This is a genomic window from Hugenholtzia roseola DSM 9546 (genome assembly GCF_000422585.1).
Classification (GTDB): domain Bacteria; phylum Bacteroidota; class Bacteroidia; order Cytophagales; family Bernardetiaceae; genus Hugenholtzia; species Hugenholtzia roseola.
In genome coordinates this window covers 133,087-158,322 of record NZ_KE383887.1, presented here as the reverse complement: position 1 = coordinate 158,322, position 25,236 = coordinate 133,087, and the positions used below count along the sequence as shown (strand labels likewise).

Genomic DNA, 25,236 nt, shown 5'->3' with positions numbered 1-25,236 from the left:
TCTTGCACTGTTACAGTGGCGTTGCAAGTAGAAATATTGCCGTTGTTGTCCGTTACGGTCAAAACAACTGCATTTGCACCTACATTCGTACAGTCAAAAGTAGTTATATCCAATGCTAATGACTGAATACCGCAGGCATCATTCGAACCATTGTCAATATCAGCAGGCGTGATAGTCGCATTGCCACTCGCATCTAATTGTACCGTAATGTTTTGGCAAATGGCAACGGGGGCTACATTGTCTTCTACCGTAATATCTACCGTACAGGTAGAAACAAGACCATTGTTGTCCGTTACGGTGAGTGTTATCGTATTCAAACCAACATCAGTACAATCAAAATCCGTTTGAGAAAGCGTCATGCTCGCTATGCCGCAATTATCGAAACTGCCATTGTCAATATCGGCTACTGTAATTGTAGCCTGACCATTTGCATCTAATTGCAAAGTGAAAGGTGCTACGCATTGTGCAGTAGGTTGTATCAAATCCTGAACCGTTACGGTTACATCATCGGTATGTGTATTCCCTGCAATATCTGTAACGGTGAGCGTTACGGTATTTGGACCTACATGGGAACAGTCAAAATCTGTTTGAGAAATAGTAGTCGTAGCGATATTGCAGTTATCAGAACTACCATTTTCTATATCGGCTACTGTGATGGAAGCCTGACCGTTGGCATCTAATTGAATGGTAAAGTCTTGCCCCACTGCCACAGGTGGCGTTACATCTTCTACCACAATATCAGTCGTACAAGTGCCGACACAACCAACGCCATCTGTAAAGGTGTAAGTTATCGTGTGCGTACCAACGCCCGCCACAGCAGGGTCGAAAGTAGAAGTGCCGCTATCTACGCCATTACCGCTATAAACTCCACCCGTAGGCATCGCAAAAGTGAGGACAAAGGGGGCAGCGTCGGGGCAGATAATAGGAACGACATCACAGACAGGAACAGGTAGTGGATTGACCGTAATGTCTTGTGTCGCCGTATTGGTACAGCCATTGGCATCAGTATAGGTGTAGGTTATCGTGTACGTGCCTGCTCCTGCTGCAAGTGGGTCAAATTGATTTGCCGTTACCCCTGTACCCGTATAAGTTCCGCCCGCAGGAGTGGCAGTATTGAGTGGAAAGGCAGGTAAATCGATACAAACAGGGGCAATCACAGGAAAAGTAACCGTAGGCAAAGGGTGAACAGTAATGGTTTGTGTAGCCGAAGCGGTACAACCTGTATTATTTGCTACGTGTGTGTAGGTTATCGTATGCGTACCCACACCTGCCACAGCAGGGCTGAAAACACCTGTGGCACTATTGACCCCAACGCCTGAATAAGTGCCTACTCCACGTGGAGGATTAAGCAAACCGCTACCTGCCTGCGTAGGAGGCGCACCACCTGTCAAAGCAAAAGGCGCAACAGTTATACAGACATCAGCCAAAGGCGCAAAGGTTACATTCGCCACAGGGCGCACCGCAATCGTGCGGATAGCCGACCTTGTACAGCCATTTGCATCAGTATAAGTATAAGTCAAGGTTTTATTGCCCAAGCCCGCAATCATGGGGTCAAAGGTAGAGGTAGCACCATCTACCCCCGAACCCGAATAAGTGCCACCTGCGGGCGAACCTTGCGTAAGGGTTATCGCGCCTGCATTGATACAAATACTATTATTAGAATTGATGTTCGCAAAAGTAACCGTAGGCAAAGGATTTACGGTAATAGTCTGTGTGGCAGTACCAATCCCCCCACAATCAGGATAAGAATAGGTTATCGTATGCGTCCCAGCCCCAGCCACATTGGGCGAAAAGACTCCTGTGGCAGTATTGACCCCTGCACCTGAATAAGTCCCCCCTGCTGGCGCACCACCAGTTAGGGCAAAGGGAGCTGCATCAACGCAAACGCTGGTCTGATTAGCAGGCAGCGTAAAAGTTGGGGTAGCAGGCGGATTGAGCGTAACTGTAACATTTTCAGTTAGAACCGTTCCGTCGCAAAGTGTAGCCTGTGCGGTATAGGTAGTAGTGCCAGCAGGCGTAACCGTTACTGTCGGAGTAGAGCTAATAAGGGTTGCACCCTGAAACCACTGAATACCCGAAGGGACAAAGCGCGTACTTTCATTGGTAGCTCCCCAAACGGTAGAGTTTCTACCCGGTGCCGTGTAAGCAATCGTACCATCTATATTATGAACGCCCTGCGTAGCAGTTCCGCCTGCCCAAGCACAAGTATTGGCTTTATTCTGAATGTGGTTTTCTATAATGTTAGTCGTTTCGTGCAAAACCACTTGAAAAGTGCCTGTTGTAGTCGTGCAGCTAAATAAAGGACATTCATTGAAACTCACTATCAGCCTTCTATTAGGTGCAGTCCCTACGGTGCGATAACGAATGTAAGGACCGTTGCCCCCTGTACCCGGATGCCAATCCTGCCAAGGGAACATGATACAGTTTTTCGGAACATTCGCCGCCGTGTTTGGAATGGTCGCAGAGGTAAAAGCGGTTGTCTGTCCTGCCGAAAAGCTAATCCAACCGTTAGAACCTATGTAAAACTGCGTGTAAGAGTTATTAAAGAAGCAGAAATCAAACCCTATCGGAAAAGGACCTTCTACATCATCATCGGTCATGGTTACAGGCGTGCCTAAGGTAAAATCCTCGGGGGCGTAAGGGATTGTTTCAAAAGTATAGCTTGAAGTACCTACACCGCCTGCACTTAGAAGTGTAGCCGTCAGGGTAACATTATCACCCGGGCAAATCGTAGGATTGGCGGGGTTAATCACAATCTGGGCGGATAGCCCTTTGGGTAATAGCAAGCTGGCTAACGAAAGCAACAGCCAGACCCAATGATGCGGGGTTTTGTAAGAAGGAATCTTCTGTAACATCTTGTTTATCATTTATCCTTGGGGTAGATTTTGTGTAGTTTTCTGCAATGATTCAGAAAAACATTTCCTATAAAGGAAATGAGGTGGAAAGTAGCGTTTTAATAAAGTCTGTTAAGGAATAAGGAAAAAGCAAAACTCCATTTTTTATTTTTTTAGCCTTATTACCTCTGCCTTTCCCAAATCTTATACCGACTTTTCGAGGCAAGGGGGAATTTTTGCTTATTCTGCCCTGCTAAATTACTCTTTTTTATTGAAAAATGAAAAAATCCACAATTTCCTTACACACAACCCTTTTTCAAAATTTTTTCGCCCTGATTTCGCATTAAGGCAAAGATAATATAACTCAAATCCTAATATAGCAAAAAAGTAGGGCAAAAAGGGCGAAAAGTTGTTTTTTTAGTGTAAAATACAAATCTTTTTTTTCTACCGCTGTCTATTTTTTGTCTATATCCGACAACAATATAAAAGCCCTTTTTTGTAACCTTTTCAAAAAATCTCGAAAAAATACAGATGTAAAGCACAGCAGCAGGGCGCGGCAATTTCCAAAAGCGATGATTTAGACTTTTTTTGAAAAATAAAAAAAGCATTTTTATCTTTTTTAGAAAAAGTAAAAATGCTTGAAAAGTCAATCCTTTTTATTTTGCTTTTTTAGAAAGCGAATCTACAACGGCTTTCAAGATAGCGCGTGTGCGTGGCGACCACCATTGCGCCAGCATAGGAGCTAAAACCGTTTCCAAATCGGTCTGCTCTAATTTTTCAATCATCTGTGAGCGCAGGTTTTGCTTGCTAATTTGCCAAGTTTTGGGGTCGAAATTGAGGTAATCCTCCATTTTTTCTTGGGCGGCAGCTTCCATTTTGGCAAAAGGCACTACTTCATCTACCAAATGAATCGCTTTGGCATCGGCGGCAGCCACCAATTTGCCCTCCAAAAGGTATTGATATGCCAAGCGGTTGCCTATCCAGAAAGCATATAAGTCGAAAATCAATTCAGGCACGACAATCCCTACAGGAATCTCATTTAGCCCAATGATAAAATCGCCTTCCGACATAATGCGATAGTCGGCACAGATAGAAAGCACGCAGCCACCCGCAGGACTATGCCCCGTAACGGCAACGACAAAAGGCTTGGGGAATTTGGCTAAAACGCGCACCATCTGGATAAAGTCGAGCCAAAATTGCTTGATTTGAGCCGCATCAAAATCGTAAATCTCTTTCAAATCCAGACCTGAAGAGAAAAACTTTTCTTTGCCTTTGAGAATCACACCTGCAATCGCCTCATCTTGGGCTGCCTGCTCGAAAGCCGTTTTGAGGTCGGCTATCATTTGGCTATTGATGGGATTAGACGTGCCACGATTGAGTTGTAGGTGCAGCACCTCACCCTTCACCTGTGCTTCGAGGGTAGGAAAGTCGGTATAGGAAGTCAGAGTCGCCATAAGTAGAGAGTTAGAATGAATGATAATACCAAGTTAGAAGTTTGGCGAAAGCACGTATTGATTGTAAAAATCGTCTATGACCTTAACTGCTTCGTCAGGCGTATCGACAATACTAATCAAATTCAGGTCTTCGGGGCTTACATTTTTTTCTTGCTCTAATAAAACCTCATGAATCCAATCTATCAGACCCTGCCAAAAAGATTTGCCCACCAAAACAATCGGAAAGCGTCCTATTTTCTGGGTCTGAATCAGGGTGTAGGCTTCAAAAAGCTCGTCGAGCGTCCCTAAGCCACCCGGCATGGCGATAAAGCCCTGCGAATATTTGACAAACATTACCTTTCTGACAAAGAAGTAGTCAAAGTTGATGAGTTTGTCGGGGTCGATGTAGATATTAGAAAATTGCTCGAAAGGCAGTTGGATATTCAAACCCACAGACTTGCCATTTTCGCTACGTGCGCCCTTGTTTGCCGCTTCCATAATGCCCGGACCGCCGCCTGTAATTACGCCATAGCCGTGTCGCACTAATTTTGCCGCAATTTCTTCGGCTTGGACGTAATATTTATTATCGGGTTTGGTGCGTGCCGAGCCAAAAATAGACACACAAGGACCAATACGCGCCAATTTTTCGAAGCCTTCCACAAATTCTGCCATTACCTTAAAAATGACCCAAGAGTTTGCCGACTTGATTTCGCTCCAATTTTTTTTACGAAACGCCTTGGCAATCTTATCCTCTTCTGATTCGGGCAGAAAGGGGGCAGTATTGCCGCGCATAAAGCTATCTTCATCAGGCAGATTGGGCTTTTCTTCTTTGCCTTGTGGAAGGTGGTAGTAGTTTTTTTCTTTCTTGTTGTTTTCGGAATTTTCCATAATGACAAGTTGGGTTTATCGTGTGGTTTTAATATTTTGGCTAAACCTCGCCCTTGTCGTGGGCATTGAGGTTAGGTTCTAAAAATCAGGTACAAATGTAGGGAAAAGGCATTGTCTTGCCCGAAAGGAGGTTGCAATAAAAAGGGTTTTCAGACCCCAAAATAGGGTTCAGCCCAAATTTTATTTTGTTTCCAATTTGACAACAATTTGGCAACACTTTGAAAAAACAAGTTTTTCGTATAAATGAACAAGGGCAATAGGTCTGTCAATCGTAGCCTTAGGCGCAACTAACAAAGGTAGCCAAAAAAATGAGATTTACAAATGCGCACGCCCAATAATTTCCCTACTTAGCGATAAAGGCTTTATAGCCAAAGTCTTAGCTATCAAAGCAAGAAAAAATCGTCCGCTTTTTTTTGTAGAATTGTTTGGGTAAAATTTACTACCTTTGTCGCTCCATACACGCTTTTCCCTATCTAAGCTCATCTATGTTGCAAATTGCCTACATTCAAAACCAAACCCAAGCGGTTATTGACGCGCTCAAAAAGCGCAATCTTTTTGATATTGAAGAAAAAATCAAGACCCTACTTGATTTAGACGACGAGCGGAAAAAAATACAATTCCAGCTCAATAACCTACAAGCGCAAGCCAACGAAATGGCAAAATCCATCGGCAGCCTGATGAAGGCAGGAAAAAAAGAGGAAGCCGAGCATGCAAGGGCGCAAGCCGCACAAGCCAAGATAGACATCAAAAACTTAGAAGAGCTTTTCAAAGAAAAAAGCGACACTTTAAAAGAGCTACTCTATCAAATTCCGAACACCCCACACCTTTCCGTAAAAGCAGGCAAATCTGCCGACGACAACGAAATTGTCGATACTTGGGGCGTAGCCAAAAAAATGGAAGGCGAGGCTCTGCCGCATTGGGATTTGATAAAACAATACGATATTATCGATTTTGACTTAGGTGTCAAAATTACAGGCGCAGGTTTTCCCGTCTATAAAGGAAAGGGCGCACGCCTGCAAAGGGCAATGATAAACTATTTTTTAGACCAAGCCTTAGCCGCAGGATTTTATGAAATTCAGCCGCCGATTTTTGTCAATGCCGCCTCTGGCTATGGCACAGGGCAGCTACCCGATAAAGAAGGGCAAATGTACTACATGCCTGCCGACGACCTCTACGCCATTCCTACCGCCGAAGTGCCTATCACCAATCTCTTTCGCGACCAAATCGTCAAAGAAGAAGAACTACCCATTCGTTTGGTAGGCTATACGCCTTGTTTCCGACGCGAAGCTGGCTCATGGGGAGCGCACGTAAGGGGGCTAAATCGCCTACACCAATTCGACAAAGTGGAAATTGTGGCAATAGAACACCCCGAAAAGTCATACGCACAGCTCGAACTGATGCTCAAACACGTACAAGGACTTTTACAAGCCTTAGAACTGCCCTATCGCACGTTGCGCCTCTGTGGAGGCGACATGGGCTTTACCTCTGCCCTTACCTACGATTTGGAAGTCTATTCGGCTGCACAAGACCGCTGGTTAGAAGTTAGTTCTGTTAGCAATTTCGAAACCTACCAAGCCAACCGCCTGCTCCTGCGTTATCAAGACAAAGACGGCAAAAAAGCCTTAGCACACACGCTCAACGGTAGCGCACTGGCTCTGCCACGCATCTTAGCGGCTCTTTTGGAAAACAACCAAACCCCCGAAGGCATCAAGATTCCTAAAATTTTGCAGCCTTATTGTGGTTTTGAGATGATTTAATAACCGTCGGTGAGGCTTTCAGCCGTCCCCGAGGTTTTTTATTTTGCCCCCGCTTCTGCATTAGTAGAAAACAAAAAACCAAACGAACTTAGGACAACGCCGTGCGTTGTCCTAAGTTTGATTGAAATAAAACGGTGTTTTTAGACCCAAAATAGGCAAAAAAAAGACACTTTTGACCACTAACAGGGTCTAATCGCCCACTGTTAGGGTCAGAAGACCCTGTTAGTGGGCGCAAGCCCCTAACAGTGGTCGAGTCTAAGGTAGAACTTAACATTACTGGGGTTTGGGGTGGGGTGCATTTAACGCTTTCGTCCTTACAAAAATTGTAAAAACAAAAAAAACATGCAAAACACCGAAGTTTCCGCCGACTTCCTACGCTGGACGCGCTTTGTCGCAATAGCCGAAGGCATCTCTTATTTGGCACTTTTCTTTGTTACGATGCCTTTAAAATATTGGGCAGAAATGGGCTTGCCTAATCAAATTGTGGGCATGGCACACGGTTTTCTCTTTATCTTGTATGTGGTGATGATTTTTTGGGTAGGATTGCGCTGCAAATGGAGCTTTTTTAGGCTATTATTGGCTTTGGCTGCCTCTTTGCTGCCCTTTGCCACTTTCTATGTAGAACGCAAGTGGCTGAAATAAAAGCGGCTGTCGTATTATTTTCTAAAATCATTTTATTTTTATGAAAAAAAACTTTCCTGTTTCTTTTGTTTTGAAAAAAAAGTACAAACTATTTTTTCTAAGTCTTCTTCTGCTTACTTGCTATTTGCAGGGCTGCGCCTTTTTCAAACCCAAATCGGAAGGCTATGTCCTTTTGAATCAGGAAACTTTTTTGCTCAAAAAGAAAAGCAAAAAAAGCGACTACGGATACAGTGCCTCTAACCCCATCAAAGTTGGGGGCAAAGACAAAGAAGGCGTTTTGAACGAAAAGCGTTTCCTCAATGCCCTACTAAGCCCCAGCGGAAAGCCCATCACCTACACGCGCATGGGAAGTTGCTGCCCCTTTCCCACGCCAAACGCGCTTTTTGGAAAAGAAGGACTACTCGACATTTACGAGATTCGTTATCAGGGTTTGAAAAAGCCCATCACGCTTTATCTCAATTTTTACGACTATGAAAAGCTCTATATCCCAAAAGGATTTACAAGCAAGAAAAAATAATTTTTATCTTTATGTTTTTTCAATCTTCAACTTCAATTTTATGTTTAAAAACGCCCTTTCTTTTGCCTTTTTATTGGCAATTTTAGCATTGGTAGCCTGTCAGAAAAAAACAGACACACAAGCACAAACCGCACAAGATAGCACACAAAATGCCGCCCCAGACAAGGCTGCCGAAAGCGCAAATCTTTTGCCTAACCCTTTGGAAATCAAGTTCGAATACGAGCGCAACTATTTAGACCCCAAAACAGGCGAAGAAATAGACGACATCAATTTGATTCGGGAAACTAAGATTTTTGCCCTCATCAATGGCAAACGCATCGAAATTGATAAATTGAGCATGGCAGACGACATCGAAGTGGCTTCGGGACAAGACTACAAAATTCCTGCGGACGCTTTGGCAGCCACAGGCGGCTGGTGGGCAGGAGCAGGCGATTACATCTACCTGACGCGCAAAGGTGAAACCATTTCGGTTATGAAAACTTCGGTAGATGAAGCCATGACCGAAGAAGATCAACCTTATTATCAGTATCACGAGATAAAAGTCATTACTGCCCAAGATTTGCAATAAAAACTGGCACAAAATTTATAAAATGAAAACGAACTATCCCTTTAAGGTGATTTACGAAGACAATCATTTATTGATTGTCAATAAAGAAGCAGGCGTTTTGAGCCAAGGCGATAAGACAGGCGATGAGAGTTTGGTAGAATATGCCAAAGCCTTTTTAAAGGAAAAGTACGACAAACAAGGCAATGTCTTCTGTGGGTTAGTACACCGTTTAGACCGTCCAGTGAGCGGTTTGGTAGTTTTAGCCAAGACCTCAAAAGGCTTAGAGCGCATGAACGCCCTTTTCAAAAATCGCAAAATCAACAAGGTCTATTGGGCTGTGGTCAAGCGCAAGCCACCCAAAAAAGAGGATAAATTAGTGCATTATCTTATCAAAGATACGCAAAAAAACGTCGTTTCTGCCTTCGACTATCCGCAAGAAGGGGCGCAGCGTGCCGAATTGCGCTATCGCTATATCGGGGCTGTCAATCATTTTCACCTCTTGGAAATCACCCCCCTGACGGGCAGACCGCACCAGATTCGCGTGCAACTTGCTGCCATCGGCTCACCCATTCGTGGTGATGTCAAGTACGGTTTTCCAAAGGCAAATCCCGATGGAAACATCAATTTACACGCGCGTCGCACCAATTTCATTCACCCCATCAAACAAACGCCCCTGATTTGTGTGGCAGGGCTGCCCAATGATTATTTTTGGGAGGAGTTTCTGATTTTGGACGACATGGAGGTGAAAGACAAAGCCTTAGATTATTTTTATTCGGTATAAAAGCGACACCTCGCCACTTCTGAAAAGAAATGAAACGTTATGGGACAAGATTTTCTTGTCCCTTTTTTTGTCTGATTTTAGCTTTCTAAGCGTTTGTTTTGGGTTGTCCAATTTCGCCCTCTTTGTTCAATTCCGCCCAGGTTTGACTTTCCCAACTATAAAATTCTACATAAGGGAGGCGTTTTTTGTAGTCGTAATGAGAAGGCACGTCGTAAGAATAGCCATGATAGTAAAATTCTTTGTTTTGCTTTTTAGCAAAATCTATTTCTAAAAGCATTGTAAAATAGCCCAAACTATATGCAGCATAGTCTAAATCGTACATGCCATAAACCGACGAAACGGCTTGATGCCCTATATCTAAAAAACTACAAGCGATAAGTTTTTCACCCTCATACACTGCCACCATAAGGGCTTCTATCGGAACTTGGGCAGGGTTTTGAGCAGAAATAAAGGTATAAATAGAATCGGGTATGTTGTGGGTGTATTTAGCCTTGTGTTTTTCGAAAAGTGTTTCTACTTGTTCTGTTACAACAATGGGTTCTATCTTCACCTGAAACTTTTGGTTTTTAATCGCTATCTTTCTCAACCATTTTGGCAAATAATCGGGAAAAGGCATTTCGGCTTCAAACCTTTGCAAGGGGATTCGCAGCGGCAAGACCCTGACGGCTTTTTCTTGGTAATAGGAAGCAGAATAACAGTAGAAATCAATACCAAAATGCCGCCAACCCTGTGCCAAAAGTGCATCAAATTTTTGCGGCAGAACCTTGTTTAGGAAGATAGATTTATACATTTGAAGCAGTAAAAAATAAAAAGTGTATGATAAGGAAAGACAAGAAAGAGAAAGAAAGTTGAACTCCTTATCATACAAAATTTAATGCCTAAAAGTTTCGTAAAAACCCTTGTCAGCGGTGTAAAGCGGACAAGGGTTTCTCTTTTTACTCAAAGCTATTGTACAGGCGTTGTAGAGGCAGGACTCTCCTCGCCGCCGCCTATTTCCTGTTTTTCTAACAAAACTCGAAACGTGCCGCGTTCTATATTGACCTTTTCTTTTACCTCTGCCACTTTGTCTTTCGCAAAAATACCCGTAGCAAAGACTCCGCTAAATTCGCCTTCTAAGTAATTATTTTCGTATTTAGTAATTTTAAAACTCAAATCTTTCATAGGTCTGAATAGTTCAGTTCGCCCATCATCGCGTCTTTTTTCATAGATAAAATACACGATATTAGACTTTTTTTCCTTGCTAAAAGCGACTACATCTATGGGAAATTGTGCTTCTTCCAAGTTGAGGTTGTGTATCCGTACCCTAAGCCCATTTCGCAATTTAACGTCACTATAATAAGCAAAACTTAGCGTATAAAGTTTCTTATCTTTTATTTGTTTAATTTGATACGCGCCTACCGAATTGTCGTTATTGTCCTTTTCAATCCAATTGAAAGGGGTTTCTACGCCATCGAGGTAGGCTTTTAAGTAGGATTCATCGGTTTGTTTGCCCCTATCAGCAAAGTCGATGACTACCTTTTGGGTAGCGGTACTATCTTGAGCTTGGGTTTCTTCATTTTTCTTTCCACCTGTGCAGGCTGCAAGGAAGGCAGCAGAAGCTAAAAAGAGTACGGCAAAACGTTTGAGAACCAACATATTTGGATTAAGTTTTGAAGTGATTTGAAAAGCGAAATAAGATAAAATAAAGAAAGAATTTGATAAAATTTAGCAAATTAGTTTTCGTCGTATGCCCAATCTACCCCTGTTTTCATATCTTTAATGGTAATACCCATCTCTTTGGCTTTGAGGCGCAAAGCATCTACTTTTGGATAGTCTTGGGCGGCTTTCGCTTGCTGATAAGTTTCCAACAAAACAGACAAAGCAGGTGCAAAATTAGGACTTTCAGCACGCAAGCCAAAGATGTTTTCTACAAAAATGGTCAGTGTGGTGTGCATTTTTTCAAAGGCTTCTTTGCCAATGACAGTGAGCGAAAGCTGTCCTGCGTGCAGCATATTCACTTTTTTAATCAAATTAAAAAGAGAAGCCATCGCCGCTGCGGTATTAAAATCGTCATTCATATTGCGATAGGCGGCTGCTACGGATTTTTCTATGTCTTGTATCTCTTTTTCGCTCAAATCGGCAGCAAAAGCAAAGTCTGGATTTTCTACTTGGGCAGTCAAAGCCTGCAAGTTTTTCATACCATTCATCAATTTGTAATAGCCTTTTTGGGCGGCTTGCAGAGCCGTATCGCTAATATCCATCGTAGAGCGATAGTGCGTCTGTAAGAGAAAATAACGAAAGACCATCGGACTATAAGCCCTTGATAATAAGGGACTTTTGCCTTCAAACATCTCGTAAGGCATAATGACATTGCCCAAAGATTTGGACATTTTTGTACCGTTCATCGTGAGCATATTGGCGTGCATCCAATAGCGCACAGGCGACTCGCCATCAGCCGCTACCGATTGCGCAATCTCACACTCGTGATGCGGAAATTGTAAGTCTAAGCCGCCTCCGTGAATGTCAAAAGTTTTTCCTAAATATTTGGTACTCATTGCCGAACATTCTAAATGCCAACCGGGAAATCCCTCGCTCCAAGGGCTTTTCCAACGCATCAAATGTTCGGGATTTGCTTTTTTCCAAAGTGCAAAATCTGCACTATTTTCTTTTTCCGATTGCCCTTCCAACTGGCGACTTCCTGCCAACTGCTCCTCTACATTCCTACCCGAAAGAATACCGTATTGATGACTTTGGTTGTATTTTTTTACATCAAAATAAACAGAACCCTGACTTTCATAGGCAAAACCATTAGCGATAATTTTATCGACCATCTCTATTTGTTCTATCAAATGTCCTGTGGCTGTGGGTTCGATGCTGGGCGGAAGGTTTCCCAAAATACGCATCACTTCGCGAAAACCGTTGGTATATTTTTGCGCCACTTCCATAGGCTCTAAGTTTTTCAACTTTGCTTCTTTTCCAATTTTATCCTCACCTTCGTCTGCGTCGCCTACCAAATGCCCAACGTCGGTGATATTGCGCACATAACGCACCTGATAGCCTAAGGCACGAAGGTAGCGCACGACGATGTCGAAAAAGGTAAAGGTTCGGCAATTTCCCAAATGTACGTCGTTATAGACCGTAGGACCGCAGACATAAAGCCCAACGTGAGGCGCGTGTAGGGGTTCGAATTTCTCCTTTTGGCGCGTCAGGGTATTGAAAATATGCAGCGGCGGAATGTGTGGCGTTTTCATTGGGTTTGAAGGCTTAAAATTTGAGGCTGCAAAGTTACGATTTCTCTTTTTCATGTCCAAAATTGGGAAAGTGCTGCCTGCATAAAAAATAAAATGAGAAGGCGACAATAGAAAAAAGTAGGGAATAGAAAGTTAATTTTGCGGATATTGTCAAAATTTTCCTAATTTAGCATTTGTGCAGGCGCAAAGGAGAGAAAGACAACTTGGGCAGAGTCTTAGATAGAGTCGGATAACAAGGCTGTTTTTGCTAAGAAGGCTTCACAAAGGCTTTTGAGCAGATGCCCGCAAAGATAGCGTATCCCCTTCTTTCTGCCGCAAGGCTCACAAGTGTTCATAAAACAGGTGTTCATAAAAATATTCGCAACAACCATACTCGTAAAAATTTAAGCCATATCAAGTTTTTTATTTTATGATGGAACAACTCATCAAGGGTTTCCCCCAACAAATGGAGCGTGCTATCGCCTTAGGCGAAACCCTTTCGCCCCCTCAATCGGCTCTTGACATTCGCAACATAGTAGTAGTCGGTTTGGGCGGCTCTGGGATAGGGGCAGACTTGGTGCAAGCACTTTGCGCCGACAAGCTATCTCTGCCTTTTTCTGTATGTAAACACTACCAACTGCCTGCCTACCTCGATGCACATACCTTGGTGATAGCCTCCTCTTTTTCAGGCAATACAGAAGAAACTTTGGCAGCCGTAGAGGTCGCCGTTGCACGCAAGGCAACTGTTTTCTGCATTACCTCTGGGGGAAAATTAGCTACTTTTGCACAAGAAAAGGGACTTTTCACCGCTCTGCTCCCAATAGAGGCGGCTTGCCCTCGCGCCCATTTGGGGTATTCTTGTATCAATTTACTTTTTATCCTACAAAAAATAGGACTTCTTCCTACTTGGTCTTTGAAAGAAGAACTGACCCAATCTTTCCAAAATCTGCACCAAAAGCAGGCGCAAATTCGTCAGAAAGCGGACAGTTTAGCGGCAGATTTAGTGGCAAAAGTTCCCTTTCTCTATGCTGATAGCCTGATTGAACCGCTCCTGATTCGTTTTAAACAGCAAATAAACGAAAATGCCAAGCAACTTTGTCATACCGCCGTATTTCCAGAGATGAACCACAATGAATTAGTGGGTTGGGTTTTTCCTGCCTTTCTATTAGAAAAAATACAAGTTTTGTACCTACAAACCAGCTACGACCACCCGCGCGTGGGCTTGCGCATGGACGTATGTGAACCCATCTTCAAAGCCAAAAATGCAGGTGTGATTCGCTTGCAGGCAGAAGGTAGTTCATTCTTAGAAGAAGTTTTTTATCTTTTGCACCTAACCGATTGGGCTTCTTTTTATTTGGCTCTACACAATGGTGTCGACCCCTTTCCAGTGGAGGTCATCAATCACCTAAAAAGTGAGCTTGCCAAACATTAGCCTTAAAACGGTATAGAAGCCGCCTTTCGAGCAAAGTCTTTCGTTTTTTATCCCAATTTCCCAACACTTTTGTAAGCTAACAATGCCACTCTTTTTTTAAGCCTATCTAAAAATCGCTATGTTTTTTCGCAAAACGGTTAAAAATATAAATCGCCTACGCGAGGTTGTAAAAGTCTTGCTCAAATACGGTATGGAAGATATCGTAGTCAATACGCCTTTGCGGAAGTTTATCCCCCCCAAGACAACAGTGAATTGGACGAGCGACCAAAATGGCGATACGGAGATGGTAGCGGTTTATTCTACCCGTTGGGAGCGAATCAGAATGATTATCGAAGAGTTGGGACCTACCTTTATCAAATTGGCGCAGGTATTGAGCAACCGCCCCGACTTTGTACCTGAAGCCCTGATTTTCGAGTTTGAGAAATTGCAAAGTAGCGTACCGCCCTTCGATGTAGGCATAGCAAAAGGCATTATTACCCAAGAATTAGGCAGACCCTTAGACGAACTTTTTATTTATTTTGATGAAGTGCCGTTAGGCTCTGCCTCCATTGGGCAGGTGCATCGAGCGCGTTTGCGTAGTGGTGAAGATGTAGTGGTGAAGGTGCAACGCCCAGGGGTGCGCAGTAAAGTTTATACCGATTTGGCACTCCTTCGTGAGTTTGTCAAGCTAACGGAAAATTTCTTTATCAATGCAGGGGTCTTAAATCCGCTCGAAGTGGTTAATACCTTTGAAAAGTCGATGCAGCGCGAACTCGATTACCTAACCGAAGGGCGGCACATGGAGCAGTTTCGCCAGATTTACCAAAATTTGGAAGAGCGGTTCTATGTTCCCAAAGCCTACATGGACATTTCCACTTCTAAGGTCTTGGTGATAGAATACATAAGTGGCTGCAAAATCACCGATTTGATGCAAATTGAATCTTGGGGCTTAGATAGGACTACCTTGGCAGCGCGTGGCATTGATTTGTACCTGACTCAAATTTTTGAGTTTGGTATTTTCCATGCCGACCCACACCCGGGAAATGTGCTAATTCGTCCCACAGGTCAGATTGTACTTTTAGACTTCGGCATGGTAGGCAAATTGATGAAACATCAAAAATATGCCTTTGCCAACGTTTTTATCAGCCTTGCCAAACAAGACGCGCGTGGCATGGCGAGCGGTCTGCGCCAACTTTCCATCGACAGCGAAATCGAGGACATGCGTGCTTTTGAATATGATTTACACGAACTAATAGAAGAATATACGATTTTAGATGTGGCGGGCGAGTTGGGTATGGCAGATTTGACCAATAAACTACAAAAAATTATCTATAAATATCAACTTCAAATGCCGGGTGCAGTCTTTCTTATCCTGCGCGTGTTGGTAATTTTGGAGGGCATTGGCAATGTCTTAGACAAGAATTTTCAAAGTTTGGAGCATATCAAACCTTATGGATTTAAACTTCTGACAGAACAGTATTCGCTCAAAAACATCAATTCTGAAATTACTTATTCTCTGTCCGAATTTGGCGGACTTTTGTATAATCTGCCTTCCGAAGTGCGTTTTATTCTGAAAAAGTTACGCAAAGGCGAATTTAATTTTGACATCAAGTTCATTGCTGACGACACAATTTTGAAGAAAGCCGATTCTATCACCAATAGAATTGCTTTGGCAATGCTTGTTTGTACCCTAATTTTATCGGCTACCCTTTCGCTTTCTGCCAAATTTCCTGCCTACCTATGCACAGACGGGGGTATCCCTTATCTTAGTATCATAGGTTATCTCTTGGCAATTTGGCTTACAGGGGTTTTGTTTGTGCTTTCGGTTCGTAATAATTCATAACTTCAAGGGCGTATTGAAGGGCGCAAACCTATTTTTTTATCGTTAAATTCGAAAAAATTACACTTTTATAGGGTCTAATTCGCTATTGTGCGCTTAAAGGGGCTTTCTTTTCTTCTAAAAAAACTTATCTTTGCCAGCAGTAGTTAGTAGTGCGATACAAATCTAACCTTTGTCAAACTTCAACTTATCTCTTTAACCTACTATCATGACAATGAAAATAATGCCATTTAAAAAACTGCCTCTGCGCGTTTTGGCTTGTTGTGTCTGGGTAATGATGGGCTTGGGCTTCTCTTTCGAGAGCAAAGCACAAGCAAGCAACTTCCCAACGCTTGCCCAATTTGAGGCAGAGATGCAACCCATCACCGAATCTCTGACTTCGGACTATCAGCTTGATGCTGCCCAAAAGGACTTGATAGAGCAAAAGCTCCGCACTTATTACCAAGAAGCGGAAATGCTTGCTGCCCTCACAGGTTTGCAGGAGCAAGCTCCGCGCGACCGCGCCTTTGAGTTTGCTTCGCAGATACAAGCCGATTTGAAGCCTTTGCTGCCCTATGAGGCGTGGAAGGCTTTGCGCAAAAGCGGCTTATATGATTATTTGGCTGAATGGTTGCAAAATTAAACCCGATACTTGCAACGCTTTTCGTATCTTATCATACTTAACTCTACCTTTCTTATGACAAAAGGAATACAAATGCGTTTCTACGCATGGCTGACCCTGCTTTTTGCCCTTTCTTGGCAGCAGGCACAAGCCCAAATCACAACCTACCCCTATACCGAGAATTTTGATGCCTTTCCTACGTGTGGTACCACTTGTGCTACCGTTTGTAACCTACCTGCCGCAAGCGGTTGGGTTAATGTCGTTACAGATGATGGCGACTGGCTTACCGATACAGGCACAACCCCTTCAGCAGGCACAGGACCGACGAACGACCACACCTTAGGTACAGCCGCAGGGCGATTTCTCTTCACGGAAAGTTCAGGCTGTAATAATGAAACTATCATTATCAACAGCCCTATCTTTGACTTATCTTCTCTAACAGGTACGCCTGTGCTTCGCTTTTGGTATCACATGTTTGGCGACGACATGGGTACGATGCACATAGACGCTTCCACAGACGGTGGCACTACTTGGACGAACGACATTTTCCCTGAATGGACAGACAACCTCAATGCTTGGCAAGAGCGCATTATTCCACTTTGTCAGTATGCAGGGCAGACTAATATGCGTTTCCGTATTCGTGGTATCACAGGACCGAGCTTTGAGTCAGATATGGCAATAGATGACTTCTCTATTGCAGCAGCGGCGGGCTTAGACCTTTCCTTGCAAGCCATTACGACTCCTGCTTCTGGAAATGGACTCTCTGCCAACGAAGTCGTTACGATAGTGATACGAAATACGGGCAACACAACCCTCAATGCAGGAACAAGTATTCCCGTTTCTTATCAGATAGATGCCCTGCCAGTGGTAAATGAAAACTTTGTCCTTACCGCTAATTTGCAGCCTTGCCAAACAGCTACTTACGTCTTTACCGCCACAGGCGATTTCTCGGCAGGTGGTCTTTATCAGTTAGAAGCAACCGTAAATATCGGTGGCGACATTCTGGTAGCGAACAATACGGCTAATGTAGTAATCTTGAATCAGCTTTTTGTAAGTACCTTCCCTTATTTTACGGATTTTGACGGTGACGACGGCGGCTGGATTCCCAACGTTGGCTCTGGTTGGGAATGGGGCGACCCTGCTGACGCTTACCTCAATGATGACGCGCCTCCGGGCGGTGGAAATGCTTGGGTTACTGATTTGAACGCCAACTATGCAAATAATGCTTTTTGGACAGTTATCACCCCTACTTTCGATTTCTCCTCTTTTACCACAGCGAGTAGTTTGCCTGTATTAGCCTTTGACCATGCCTTCATTACGGCAGGCACAGCCAATTTAGATGGTCTTTACATCGAATATTCTACTGACGGCGCAAACACTTGGCAGCTTTTAGATGAAAGTCCTGCAAATCTTAATTGGTACAATGACCTTGCTAATGACTGGTGGGACGGCACTTCCTCAGCAGTATTAGGTAGCATCTGGAATCGTTCTGTTACACGCCTCCCTGCGGCATTGGCAGGACAAGGAACGGTACAATTTCGTTTTGTTCTGGAAAGTAATGCTTCTTTGGTCAATGAAGGTTGGGCGATAGACAATTTCAGCCTTTCTACTGCGCCAGACCCTGCGGTTACGGCAATCATAAACCCTACGGCAGGTGCATTTGTCAATTTGAGCAGCCCTTATGATGTAACCGTAACGATTGCGAACTTAGGTAGCAATACCATTACAGACCCTGTCGTTACTTACACCCTAACAGGCGCAAATCAGACCATTACCTTTACCGAAACCCTGACGGGCGTAACGCTAAATCCCTTCGAAACTTACACGCATACCTTTTCACAGCAACTCTACTCGCCTGTGTTAGGTGGCTATACGCTAACGGTTACGATACAAGGTATTACGGGCGAACCAACAACTGCCAACAACTCGCTCTCGATAACCTACGACCACTTGCCACTCAATATCACAACCGCTTGTGATGCAAGCCTTTCTTTCGCTATCTACAACTGGGACGATGGCACTTTACAAGGCTGGACGGCAGACCCTGTTCCTGCCACTGTAGTAGTAGGCGATGGCTGGGAAGTAGGAACTCCTAACTTTGGCATTATGAACGGTGCTGTTTCGCCTCCCAATGCTTTGGTAACAAATGCAGATGGCGATTTTGGGCGTTTGAACAATGGAACACTTCGCGTAACCTCGCCTGTCTATGACTTTTCATCTTTATTAGTCGACCCTGATATTCGCTTCCAACTTCAATTTAGAACCAACAACTGGGACGTGCTTTGGGTAGAAGCCTCCATCAATGGGGGTGCTTGGCAGTATTTAGACCAAATTGCAGGTAGCTCAAACTGGTACAACCAAGCTCCTACTACTGCCAATGACCCTATCGGTGGTTTGACAGGCAACACCGACCACCCGAACTTAAACCGTGTTCCCAACTTAGCTTGGGGCGGTGGCAATGGTTCAGGGCTTGGTTATCCTAACTATACCCTTGTTTCGCGCCCCTTAGTAGGTATGGCGGGACAAAGCAACGTGCGCCTGCGTTTATCTTACTACTCAACAAGTGTTGTAGAAGGCGAAGGTTGGGCGATTGACGATATGGTCATTGGTTGCGTACCCGTTGCTGCTCCTGCGGTAACAATAGATTTGGAAAATGTAGAGTGCGAAGGGGTATTGGTAAGCTGGACTCCTCAAAATGCAGGTACGGCGGCTTTCTCTATCCAACGCACTACTGACCTAACAGGTGCAACAGGCTGGGTAGAAGTAGGAGAAGTGCCAACAGGAGTTACTTCGTTTTTAGACGAAACCGTATTGCCCAACACAACCTATCGCTATCGTGTAGTCTTGCTCTACCCTGGCGGTTATTACGACCCTGCCTTGGTTGTAGGTGGTACGTTCGCTAACTACGAAAACATCACCCTTTCTAACAGAGGCAACGCGCCGATTTTAGCTCTTCCTGAAAACCTTTTCTTCTGCGAAAGAGAACCAAATGTCGTAATTGATGGAAGCCTACCTTCGCACGACCCAACCGACGTAACTTACGAATGGCGAACTCCTGCCGGTACGCTTATCTCTACTGATGCGATTTTGAATACAACGCTTACCGCTGATGTCAATGATGACCCTGTCAATACCTTTGTCGTTTTGGTAGCAACATCTTCGGTTAGTGGTTGTTTGCGCCGCGATACTACACAAATCCGCTACAACGTAACACCACTCGTTTCGGTAGCAAATGCAGTAGTAACCAACTTCGGTACGCTGCAAGCCGTTACTTCAAATGGTGGAGATACGGGCGTTACCTACACTTGGTACAATGCCAACGATTTGACTACGCCTATTTTCACAGGAAACCCTATTACAGGGCTTGAATTAGGTGATTATACGGTAAAAGCAGAGCGTGAAGGTTGTGAATCGGTATTTGTTACGGCAAATGTAGCTTGCGCCAATCCTATCCTAACCTTACCTGATACGGCTTTCGCTTGCGACCCTATCCTTTTAGACGCAACCCCCGCAGATGGTGATGTGAATGTAGATAATATCGGCTATACTTGGTATTTTGCTGATAATTTCCCTGTGCCACTTAGCACTTCGCCAACGGTAATGGCAGAAGTATTCGGCAGATATCGCGTAGATGTTACGCGCTTCGGCTGCACTACGACTAAGTTTGTCGAAGTAGTCTGCGATACTACCTTCGACATCGACACAGGCGACGGCGGCGCAAGAGGACGCTATGACATCGTTTTGGCAGGCGCACCCGGTAGCCGCGAAGCCTATCTTAGCTGGAATTTGCCGCCTGATAACTGGTGGGAAATAGAGTATTACGAAATCTATGCCTTCGACGGACGCTTCCTTTCTACACGTGTAGGCGTTAGCACGACGAATCAATACACCGTTACAGGGCTTTTGAATGGCGTAACGGTACAGTTTGCTATCCGTGCCGTTTATCGCGATGTCTATAACAATTTCAAGCGCACACGCTTCTCGAATGTTGTAACCATTCGTCCGTCTATTATCTTGGATACTGATGAGCAAACAGAAAATACTTCACTCCAACTCTTCCCGAATCCGAACAGTGGCAGCTTCGACCTTCGTTTGGAAGCTCCGCAATCGGCTTGGTTGAAATTGGAAATTTTCAATGCCATCGGACAAAATATCCTAACCCAACAAGAAAATGATTTTGATGGAAAACTCAACAAGCAAATTTCTTTACAGAACCTTGCTGCTGGTACTTACCTCGTCAAAATCAGTACAGAAAAGGGCATCTATACACGCAAGTTTAATGTTGTGAAATAGAGGCTGCTTCTTTTCTAACCCAAAAAACGCACTACCCTACAAGGCAGTGCGTTTTTTACTCTGTTTTATTTAAATTGACTATTAAGCCAAGCCTTTGCCTCATTTCTGTTATCAAAGTAACGTATATGAAAATGCTCAGAGCCTTCCTCGGTCATCGCTTGTTCGATAGAAAGTTGAGCAAAAACATCTTTGCTTAGTACGATAGCAATGTATGTTAAGCCCACCTTAAAAGAAGGAAGAAAAACATGTTGACTAACCCATTCTTGCAAGTCTGGTGCAACGGTAAAATATTGATTACTCGAATCTGCCAACATTTTCTGAGGTTTATGCGTCTTGATTAACGCCAAACAATTCATAAACTCTTGTTTAAACGAGACCTCTGTTAAATCTTCTGATTTGGGTGTCCAAATCCACTCTAAACAAGAGTCTTCTTCAAAGAAAAATAATTCAATATAAGGGCTGTTATAAATAATCATTTTGTCTGTAGAGTTAAAAATTTATTAGACCGACATTTCGCATTGCAATATACAAATAAAAGTCATTTTAGCAAAATCTCCAAACGTATCAACTCAGGCAAAAAGTCCCTACCACTTTTTAAGAAGCGGTAGGGACTTTTTGTAACGACTTTATTGGCTCGATAATTAGTAATTTTAGCCTTGTCTTGGGCTTAGTCCTACTCTTTCAAAATTCGGACTTCGGTGCGGCGATTCTCACCACGCCCTTCTTCGGTGCTATTATCGGAAACAGGTTGCGTATCGCCATAGCCCTTGGCGATAATACGGTTTGGCTGAATCCCTACCTTGATGAGATATTGGCGTACTGACTCGGCGCGGTCTTGCGAAAGTTTGAGGTTCGCCTGTGGGCTGCCTACATTATCGGTATGTCCGCCGATTTCAATTTCCAGGTTCGGATTGGTTTTCATCATATTGCCCAACTCTTCTAAGGATTTGTAGGAAACCTTTGCTAATTCGGCTTTTCCTGTGGCAAAATGGACGTTGTCGAGCGTATAAGTGCGGGCAGCTTGGAATCGTACCAAGACCTCGATTTTGAGCATGCCACGCGCGTTGGGGATTGCCACTTGGCTATACTCCACATCTTTACTATAATTTTTGTATTGAATAGAATAGGCATGCCCTTTGGGTAGTAAAAACTGACATTTGCCTTCTGCATTGCTGGTTTTGGCAAAAACCTCCTTGCTGGTGGTATTGACAAAACGAATGACCTCATTGGGTTTGGGATTTTTTTTGAAATCCACAACCGAAACATTGAGCAAGGCTTCGGTAGCAGTAGGTTTTAAATCCATCTGCCCCCAGAGTGTCGGTAGCAATCCGAAAGATAGCACCCAACTCCAAACAAGTCTTTGCGAAAGCCTAAAAGCCCACGTACTTGTGTTTTTCATAAGGTTTTGTTTTTTTGTAGCGATATATTTCATATCTAAAATTAAAAAGTTAGGACAGTAAAATGATTGGTGTGTTATCAAATTTTACAATAGCAGAGGCTTTTTTAAAGCACTTTACCCAACCTACCTCTGCCTATACACAAGTCGGCGGTTTTATCCTCGTTCGTGTGTTGTGCTTCCTATCAGATAAAAATTAGCAAGTTTATCCAAATAGGAAAAAAGACACATCTGAAACGCTGCCGACAATCATACGACTTTTCACGCAAAGTTCTAAAACCATGCCGAAAAACAGACCAGCGGAAATAGTATCAAAAATTATGCTTTTTTAGCAGATTCAATCGGCGTAAGCCCTAATTTTTTGCCTTCCGCCAACATAAAAGCATACGCCTCGTCGTATTCGTTGCGAATGATGCCCTCCAAGATGGCTTCTCTGATTTCGGTTTTGATAAGCCCCACTTCGCGCGAAGGCTTGATGCCAAAGGTTGTCATGATAAGTTCGCCATCTACTACGGGTTGAAAATTGCGCAGGCGGTCTTTTTGCTCTACCTCTGCCATTTTCTTTTCTACCTTGTCAAAATTTTGCAAGTATCGCTTGACGCGGTTGTGGTCTTTCGAGGTAATATCGGCACGACAAAGTTTCATAAGCGCGTCAATGTCTTCGCCTGCCTCAAAAAGTAGGCGGCGGATAGCCGAATCGGTAATGGTTTCCTTGACCAGCGCAATCGGGCGCAAGTGCAGGCGCACCAATTTTTGCACAAAGCGCATCTTTTGGTCTAAGGGCAGACGCAGGTCGCGAAAAATTTTAGGCACTAATCGTGCGCCTCGCTCCTCGTGTCCGTGAAAAGTCCAGCCTGCTTTTTTGTCAAAACGCTTCGTCTGTGGCTTGGCAATGTCGTGTAAGATGGCTGCCCATCTTAGCCAAAGGTCGTCGGAAACTTGGGCAGTGTTGTCCAAGACCTTCAAAGTGTGGTAGAAATTATCCTTGTGTGCCTTTCCATCGATGCTCTCTACGCCATGCAAGAGTGCCATTTGCGGAAAAATCAACGCCAAGAGTCCCGATTCGAAAAGTAAATTAAAGCCATAAGAAGGCTTTTGGGTCTCGATAATTTTGTTTAATTCCGTCGTAACGCGCTCTTGCGAAACGATACTGATGCGCTCCTTATTTTTGCTGATGGCGGCAAAGGTATCAGCCTCGATGTCGAAATTGAGTTGAGCCGCAAAACGAATCGCACGCATCATGCGCAAGGGGTCGTCGGAAAAGGTAATATCAGCATCAAGGGGCGTTCGGATAATTTTGCGCCGCAAATCGGCAAGTCCCCCAAAAGGGTCTAAGAGCTTGCCAAATTCCTCTTTTTGCAAACTCAAAGCTAAGGCGTTGATGGTGAAATCGCGGCGATTTTGGTCGTCGGTAAGTGAGCCATTTTCTACCGTTGGCTTGCGTGAGTCGAAGTCGTAAGATTCTTTTCTTGCGCCTACAAATTCTAACTCTATGTCGTCAATTTTGAGCATAGCCGTACCAAATCGCTTAAAAATAGCGACTTGGGGCGCAGGCTTAAAGGTCTTGGCAAGGGCTTTTGCTAACTCTATGCCACTGCCTACACAGACGATGTCGATGTCTTGTTTGGCTTTTTTTCTGCCCAAAAAGAAATCGCGTACATAGCCGCCAATGACATAGGCGGGCATCTTCAATTCTGCCGCACACCTGCTAATGCGCTCAAAAATAGGGTTTTTACTCAAAAAAGCCTTGTATTCCGAATAGTCTCTCTCTTCCATGTTGCAAAAATACACACTTCAAAGCAATCTTGGTAATATTTTGAAGCCTTGTGGCTAAAAAAAGAACACAAAAAAAGGGGGCAAAAGTTTGTGTAAAAGCCACTTTTTTGCATCTTTATAGCGAAAGACAGCAATCTTATGTCCAACTTTTTGTTCCCCATTTTACTCCCTTTTATATGAAAATCTCTTTCTTCCCCTCGCGCCAACTCGACCTACGCATACAAGGACTTTTTATCATTAGCTCGGTTGTGCTTTTTTTCTCTGGCGAAACAGTGGGCTTTCCCCTCCTTGCTGCACTTGCACTGCTGCTGCTCATACCGCTGGGTTTTTACAATATGATTTTTAGCGTTCTGCCAAGTTTGTTTTATAGCTACCAAAACAAGCACGAAGGTAGAAACCGCTTTTTTATGACTCTGCGCCTGCTTTATCTCTTTTCAATTTTACCCTACGCTATAGCTGCCTTGTATTTTTCAGAACAAGGTGATTATTATTTTATTGTTTTCTCTTTTATTTTGCCGATTTTTTATGCCCTGACCAATTTTGGCATCTGCCTTTACGAATACAAGAGCCAAAAAAGCGCGTAACAATTTTTGATAGTCGGTCTATTGCAATGCAGGCAAAGACGAGGCTTAACCCTTCTCGATAAGGCTTAGTCTGCGACTAAGCCTAACATTTGGGTTGTTTTTTTGGTGGGAATATTACGGACAACGGGGGATTTTATCTTTTTTGTTAAAATTTCATATTTATTACATTTTTAAAAAAACAGTATGAAACGATTTGTTCTATTGCTAATCTTTGTAAACTTTCACCTTCCTCTATCTGAACATCATTTTTCCATTGTTCATGTCTTAGGTCATTAGGGGGAATATAGCCTAAAACAGCTACTATTTTCTCTTTTTGCTGAAATAAAAAATAATAAGATGGTTCTACAAGCCAACTACTATTAGTTTGATTATTTTTTATTTTAAAGTGTTTTTTAAGATTATATAAATTTTCATTATCAAATTTATATAATATTTCATGCCAAATATTTTCAGACTCATTATTGAGATTGATAAAGTTTTCACATTTTGTAAAGTTATTAAAAATCATTTTTTCTTTACTTGAAATCAATCTACTTATAACAAATATATTTTTATCTAATAAGTTGATTTTATTAGATAAAAATATCACATCAAATGTATTAAATAAAAAATCAATATCTTGTTGTGCTTGTTTTTCTATCATAAAATTAAAACTCATCTACTGGTTTAAGTGCTTCCCACCCCCTATTGGGCGTAGCCTCCGACTACGACCTATCAGCAGAGCAAA

General features: G+C 43.4%; 19 protein-coding genes and 1 pseudogene. 10 read left to right on the top strand and 10 right to left on the bottom strand.

Features of this window, described 5'->3' with window-relative positions; genetic code table 11:
• From G500_RS24430 to G500_RS0120175, 3 genes and pseudogenes are all read right to left on the bottom strand, one after another.
• Positions 1-2,855 (bottom strand): annotated as a pseudogene (locus tag G500_RS24430) (hypothetical protein); the annotation flags it as partial.
• Positions 2,856-3,490: 635 nt separating this feature from the next.
• Positions 3,491-4,288 (bottom strand): enoyl-CoA hydratase/isomerase family protein, encoded by a 798-nt coding sequence (locus tag G500_RS0120180; RefSeq protein ID WP_027003852.1) that lies wholly within the window; start codon positions 4,286-4,288, stop codon positions 3,491-3,493.
• A 33-nt stretch (positions 4,289-4,321) separates the two neighbouring features.
• Positions 4,322-5,059, bottom strand: coding sequence for an LOG family protein (locus tag G500_RS0120175; protein ID WP_086047988.1), 738 nt, complete (start codon positions 5,057-5,059; stop codon positions 4,322-4,324).
• 581 nt (positions 5,060-5,640) lie between these two features.
• Here G500_RS0120175 and serS point away from each other — a divergent pair.
• The 5 genes from serS (at position 5,641) to G500_RS0120140 (ending at position 9,399) form a co-directional block, all read left to right on the top strand.
• Positions 5,641-6,912 (top strand): serine--tRNA ligase, encoded by a 1,272-nt coding sequence (gene serS, locus G500_RS0120160; protein ID WP_027003850.1) that lies wholly within the window; start codon positions 5,641-5,643, stop codon positions 6,910-6,912.
• Between the two features lie 342 nt (positions 6,913-7,254).
• Positions 7,255-7,554, top strand: a complete 300-nt coding sequence (locus tag G500_RS0120155) for a DUF3817 domain-containing protein (protein ID WP_027003849.1) — start codon at positions 7,255-7,257, stop codon at positions 7,552-7,554.
• Between the two features lie 40 nt (positions 7,555-7,594).
• Positions 7,595-8,071, top strand: coding sequence for a hypothetical protein (locus G500_RS25375; RefSeq protein ID WP_051203965.1), 477 nt, complete (start codon positions 7,595-7,597; stop codon positions 8,069-8,071).
• Positions 8,025-8,639, top strand: coding sequence for a hypothetical protein (locus G500_RS0120145; protein WP_027003848.1), 615 nt, complete (start codon positions 8,025-8,027; stop codon positions 8,637-8,639). The genes G500_RS25375 and G500_RS0120145 overlap by 47 nt, the downstream gene beginning before the upstream one ends.
• Before the next feature lie 22 nt (positions 8,640-8,661).
• The gene (locus G500_RS0120140; RefSeq protein ID WP_027003847.1) at positions 8,662-9,399 is read left to right on the top strand and encodes an RluA family pseudouridine synthase; all 738 of its coding nucleotides are present in this window, start codon (positions 8,662-8,664) and stop codon (positions 9,397-9,399) included.
• 85 nt (positions 9,400-9,484) lie between these two features.
• Here the strand turns inward: G500_RS0120140 and G500_RS24420 are convergent, their stop codons facing one another.
• The 3 genes from G500_RS24420 to cysS form a co-directional block, all read right to left on the bottom strand.
• On the bottom strand, positions 9,485-10,189 hold the full coding sequence (locus tag G500_RS24420; RefSeq protein ID WP_051203963.1) for a hypothetical protein: 705 nt from the start codon (positions 10,187-10,189) through the stop codon (positions 9,485-9,487).
• A gap of 155 nt (positions 10,190-10,344) precedes the next feature.
• On the bottom strand, positions 10,345-11,034 hold the full coding sequence (locus G500_RS0120130; protein WP_027003846.1) for a hypothetical protein: 690 nt from the start codon (positions 11,032-11,034) through the stop codon (positions 10,345-10,347).
• A gap of 77 nt (positions 11,035-11,111) precedes the next feature.
• Complete coding sequence (cysS, locus tag G500_RS0120125) at positions 11,112-12,629, bottom strand: cysteine--tRNA ligase (RefSeq protein ID WP_027003845.1); 1,518 nt, start codon at positions 12,627-12,629, stop codon at positions 11,112-11,114.
• Positions 12,630-13,038: 409 nt separating this feature from the next.
• On the opposite strand from cysS, the gene G500_RS0120120 reads away from it, so the two are divergent.
• The 4 genes from G500_RS0120120 (at position 13,039) to G500_RS0120105 (ending at position 20,753) form a co-directional block, all read left to right on the top strand.
• Positions 13,039-14,040: a bifunctional phosphoglucose/phosphomannose isomerase gene (locus G500_RS0120120; protein ID WP_027003844.1), complete on the top strand. Its 1,002-nt coding sequence runs from the start codon at positions 13,039-13,041 to the stop codon at positions 14,038-14,040.
• Between the two features lie 118 nt (positions 14,041-14,158).
• Positions 14,159-15,862, top strand: a complete 1,704-nt coding sequence (locus G500_RS0120115) for an ABC1 kinase family protein (protein WP_027003843.1) — start codon at positions 14,159-14,161, stop codon at positions 15,860-15,862.
• A gap of 205 nt (positions 15,863-16,067) precedes the next feature.
• Positions 16,068-16,481, top strand: coding sequence for a hypothetical protein (locus G500_RS0120110; RefSeq protein WP_161626171.1), 414 nt, complete (start codon positions 16,068-16,070; stop codon positions 16,479-16,481).
• A gap of 54 nt (positions 16,482-16,535) precedes the next feature.
• Positions 16,536-20,753, top strand: a complete 4,218-nt coding sequence (locus G500_RS0120105; RefSeq protein WP_154657251.1) for a T9SS type A sorting domain-containing protein — start codon at positions 16,536-16,538, stop codon at positions 20,751-20,753.
• 65 nt (positions 20,754-20,818) lie between these two features.
• Here G500_RS0120105 and G500_RS0120100 read toward each other — a convergent pair whose 3' ends face one another.
• The 3 genes from G500_RS0120100 to G500_RS0120090 form a co-directional block, all read right to left on the bottom strand.
• Positions 20,819-21,229, bottom strand: a complete 411-nt coding sequence (locus G500_RS0120100; RefSeq protein WP_027003840.1) for a hypothetical protein — start codon at positions 21,227-21,229, stop codon at positions 20,819-20,821.
• Positions 21,230-21,426: 197 nt separating this feature from the next.
• The gene (locus tag G500_RS24415) at positions 21,427-22,152 is read right to left on the bottom strand and encodes an OmpA family protein (protein WP_161626170.1); all 726 of its coding nucleotides are present in this window, start codon (positions 22,150-22,152) and stop codon (positions 21,427-21,429) included.
• 315 nt (positions 22,153-22,467) lie between these two features.
• A complete protein-coding gene (locus G500_RS0120090; RefSeq protein ID WP_051203967.1) occupies positions 22,468-23,925 on the bottom strand; it encodes a CCA tRNA nucleotidyltransferase in 1,458 nt (485 codons plus the stop codon).
• A gap of 176 nt (positions 23,926-24,101) precedes the next feature.
• Between G500_RS0120090 and G500_RS0120085 the strand changes: the two genes are divergently transcribed.
• The gene (locus tag G500_RS0120085) at positions 24,102-24,509 is read left to right on the top strand and encodes a hypothetical protein (protein WP_154657250.1); all 408 of its coding nucleotides are present in this window, start codon (positions 24,102-24,104) and stop codon (positions 24,507-24,509) included.
• A 145-nt stretch (positions 24,510-24,654) separates the two neighbouring features.
• On the opposite strand, the gene G500_RS0120080 is transcribed toward G500_RS0120085, so the two are convergent.
• Entirely contained in the window at positions 24,655-25,152 is a 498-nt protein-coding gene (locus G500_RS0120080) for a hypothetical protein (RefSeq protein ID WP_154657249.1), read from the bottom strand.
• Positions 25,153-25,236: the final 84 nt, after the last annotated feature.

What these genes read in the sequence shown, in the direction of transcription:
- G500_RS0120180 (WP_027003852.1), bottom strand. Translation starts at nt 4,288, where the DNA reads ATGGCGACTCTGACTTCCTATACCGACTTTCCTACCCTCGAAGCACAG.
- G500_RS0120175 (WP_086047988.1), bottom strand. Translation starts at nt 5,059, where the DNA reads ATGCGCGGCAATACTGCCCCCTTTCTGCCCGAATCAGAAGAGGATAAG.
- serS (WP_027003850.1), top strand. Translation starts at nt 5,641, where the DNA reads ATGTTGCAAATTGCCTACATTCAAAACCAAACCCAAGCGGTTATTGAC.
- G500_RS0120155 (WP_027003849.1), top strand. Translation starts at nt 7,255, where the DNA reads ATGCAAAACACCGAAGTTTCCGCCGACTTCCTACGCTGGACGCGCTTT.
- G500_RS25375 (WP_051203965.1), top strand. Translation starts at nt 7,595, where the DNA reads ATGAAAAAAAACTTTCCTGTTTCTTTTGTTTTGAAAAAAAAGTACAAA.
- G500_RS0120145 (WP_027003848.1), top strand. Translation starts at nt 8,025, where the DNA reads ATGAAAAGCTCTATATCCCAAAAGGATTTACAAGCAAGAAAAAATAAT.
- G500_RS0120140 (WP_027003847.1), top strand. Translation starts at nt 8,662, where the DNA reads ATGAAAACGAACTATCCCTTTAAGGTGATTTACGAAGACAATCATTTA.
- G500_RS24420 (WP_051203963.1), bottom strand. Translation starts at nt 10,189, where the DNA reads ATGTATAAATCTATCTTCCTAAACAAGGTTCTGCCGCAAAAATTTGAT.
- G500_RS0120130 (WP_027003846.1), bottom strand. Translation starts at nt 11,034, where the DNA reads ATGTTGGTTCTCAAACGTTTTGCCGTACTCTTTTTAGCTTCTGCTGCC.
- cysS (WP_027003845.1), bottom strand. Translation starts at nt 12,629, where the DNA reads ATGAAAACGCCACACATTCCGCCGCTGCATATTTTCAATACCCTGACG.
- G500_RS0120120 (WP_027003844.1), top strand. Translation starts at nt 13,039, where the DNA reads ATGATGGAACAACTCATCAAGGGTTTCCCCCAACAAATGGAGCGTGCT.
- G500_RS0120115 (WP_027003843.1), top strand. Translation starts at nt 14,159, where the DNA reads ATGTTTTTTCGCAAAACGGTTAAAAATATAAATCGCCTACGCGAGGTT.
- G500_RS0120110 (WP_161626171.1), top strand. Translation starts at nt 16,068, where the DNA reads ATGACAATGAAAATAATGCCATTTAAAAAACTGCCTCTGCGCGTTTTG.
- G500_RS0120105 (WP_154657251.1), top strand. Translation starts at nt 16,536, where the DNA reads ATGACAAAAGGAATACAAATGCGTTTCTACGCATGGCTGACCCTGCTT.
- G500_RS0120100 (WP_027003840.1), bottom strand. Translation starts at nt 21,229, where the DNA reads ATGATTATTTATAACAGCCCTTATATTGAATTATTTTTCTTTGAAGAA.
- G500_RS24415 (WP_161626170.1), bottom strand. Translation starts at nt 22,152, where the DNA reads ATGAAAAACACAAGTACGTGGGCTTTTAGGCTTTCGCAAAGACTTGTT.
- G500_RS0120090 (WP_051203967.1), bottom strand. Translation starts at nt 23,925, where the DNA reads ATGGAAGAGAGAGACTATTCGGAATACAAGGCTTTTTTGAGTAAAAAC.
- G500_RS0120085 (WP_154657250.1), top strand. Translation starts at nt 24,102, where the DNA reads ATGAAAATCTCTTTCTTCCCCTCGCGCCAACTCGACCTACGCATACAA.
- G500_RS0120080 (WP_154657249.1), bottom strand. Translation starts at nt 25,152, where the DNA reads ATGATAGAAAAACAAGCACAACAAGATATTGATTTTTTATTTAATACA.